Below are 2,857 nucleotides of genomic sequence, written 5' to 3' on the forward strand. Positions count from 1 at the left end.
CGTTTTGACGAGCCTAAAGAAGCCCCGTTATCGAACATGAAACGGGCGTTAGACAAGCAATTACCGCCAATGGCACATATTGAATTACTGACCTGTGATGATTTACCGGCGTTTATCACTAAAACCCGCACCTTAGCGGACAAGCTGCCTGAAAGTGAAAAAACTATCATATTAGTTGAAAAAGAGGCGCGATTAGTGCAAGCCGCTAAACCGGCAGGTTGGTTAAGCTCTGGGGTGGCGATTCATTTTACCGACACTACCGAGAGCTACTATATTAAAATCAAACCGGTCTATACCGTCAATCTTCCCTCAAGATTTTTTCATACTTCAACCGAGCAGCCGTTATTCGACCCAGGGGTTGGCAAGGTGGTTAATGGCATTAATGGAAAGATACAGGCAAAAAGCCCGTCAGCGCAACCGTACACCTTAACCGCAAGTGAGAAAATGTATGTAAGGCGGATATATCCCGAATTAACCGAGGCAGATATCCCCGATAAAGTTGAGCTAATTAGTGGCGGAAAGGGGCAAGATACGACGTTACCGAGTGTCTATTCTGAGCCTGCGAATGATGATGATTTTTTCACGATTCGCTTTATGATTGAAAACAAGCCGTACTGGATAGCCGCCAGTAAAGTCTTACAGCTTAATGGCGAAGATGGGCAGCTCAATTCAAGCGTAAGTTATTGGCATAATTTTCCGTTATCATTAGATGACAACCTTTCTCCACAGGAAAAGAAACGTAATACGGTATGTTACCCTCGTACCGTGTCCCTAATTTCATTAGAAAATGATGGCTTGATAGCGATAGAGGATGAAAACACAAAATGGGCCCAAGTGACGGCACTGGATGAGCAAACACTACCGATACACGGTTGGGTGAATATAAAAGACAATGCACAAGCGCATATCAAACGGCGTAGTCCATGGCACTGGCCTGGTTTTGAAACGATAGAAGAAAAGGCCTCGATAGGTGAATTATCTGACAAGATAGGCAAGAATAAAGTGGCGAAATTAGATTTAGCCGATTACACGCCAGCGATGCGGGCATTACATCAAATCTTAACGGGCACACTGATATATTCAACCCAACGAAAAAAAGACCTACCGCCACCGACTTTTACGGATAGGGATTTAAAAGAAGGATTACGCCGAAGCTGGACGGCGGAGTTGATAGGGCATTTACTGGTGAAATATGAAAGCGAATGGTATGCCGATGAAGCGTTAAGCAAATGGAACGAAATTGATGAGCTATTTGAAGAAGAAAAACAACAACAAAAAGCAATTATTGAAGCGGGATTAGATAAACTTGGCATCACCGAGCCTTACCTCCGTGATTTTGCCTTAGACGTGGTGGACGAAGCGCATAAACATGTTAAATCAAACTGGAAAATAGAAAAAGAGCAACGCATCAAACCCTCACTGTGGTGGAAACAAGTGGCACAGGCACAAGCACAAAACCCAACCGCAAACACCGAAGCCAATATCCCTAAACTGTCCAATCTATCCGCAGACGGCAAGGCATGGTTTATTCATCCTGTGGCGATGGTGGATTATTTTGCAGGAAACACTGTCCTTTTCAAAAAGGGGGATAAAGATGAAATTATTCGGGAAATTAATATCAGACTTGCTGGATTTGGTGGCAATGTGCCAACAGATGAATTTACCGAAAGAACCGAAAATATGATCAAACAGTTTCAACGTGATTATATGCAAGTCGAGGAAACGGGCGTTGTGGATATGAATGTGATAAAGGCTATAGATGAGTTTTCTGTTAAATATGATTTACCAAGCAATGAATGGGTAAAAAAACCTCCTACTGATGACGAACAAATGTTTTGTCCCTGTGGATTGTGTGATGGATTTGGTAAAAGTAGACATAAAGATATGTACTACGGTGTAAAATTAGAAACAACTCATAGGTATGAGTATCCTGGTATACACAGATCATTATTATGGGCATTAAAAGCCGTAATATTTTACTTACAAAAAGAAAATTCAGTTTATAGTTTTAGAAAAATTTCATCAGGATATAGGTGTTATGATCGAAATCTTCAAACAAATAGACGAACTACAAACCATAAAGGAAAGGCTTTAGATATACATTTTAATAAAAATGGTGTCAGGACAAGATCATGTAATGATATGAATAAATTACGCAAAGAAATATTTAATAAATATTTAGGAGCAAAATGGGATTGGTTAGCTGGTCAAGAAAATATGTTTAACTTAGAATCGTCTGATATTGGAGCAACAAGTTGGGTACATTATGATGTAAGAGAGTTTGATCAAATTTATTTAAAAGATGAATATTTCTGTAAAGATTCTGCAACGTTAAATGGTAAGCCATTGGCTTCATTATTGTAAAAAATAGCTAATGGATAATTTTAGGATATATTATGATAAATAACTATATAATTTATTTAGTATTCGGTGTAATTCCTTTTTTTGCTTATGCACAAGAACCCCCTATTCAACAAAATAATAAAAATCCCTGTTTTGAAAAAAGCACAGACACTTTACCATTAAATAAAGCACATAAAAATGTGTCATATAACTTAGCCAATAATGACAATTGTAAGATTGAGAATTTTGATTTTGGACATTGTGACAAGGAATTTCGCTATTTATCATTACCATCAAAAAATGGTATCGATATGGTATTGGTGCCAATGGATTGTGGTGATTTTCCTTACAGACTTTATTTATTGACAATAAAAGATCATCAAATCCATTCAAAATTATACGTTGAAGGTGAATGGTACGAACCAGGAAATAATGAAAATCTAATTGAAAAAACATATTTTACTATCTCAAAGGATTTTATCATTACCGTTACAACAGAATATGATAATAATTT

Annotated in this window: 1 protein-coding gene and 1 pseudogene; both read left to right on the top strand. The window is 37.8% G+C overall.

What is annotated here, in order from left to right; all coding sequences use genetic code 11:
* On the top strand, positions 1-2,364 hold a 2,364-nt coding region (locus A9G24_RS12830), incomplete at its 5' end, for a peptidoglycan-binding domain-containing protein (protein WP_176701173.1).
* 32 nt (positions 2,365-2,396) lie between these two features.
* Positions 2,397-2,857, top strand: a pseudogene (locus A9G24_RS07485) (hypothetical protein); the annotation flags it as partial.

It is taken from the genome of Gilliamella sp. App6-5, assembly GCF_001690525.1.
In the GTDB taxonomy this organism is placed as follows: Bacteria; Pseudomonadota; Gammaproteobacteria; order Enterobacterales; family Orbaceae; genus Gilliamella; species Gilliamella apicola_H.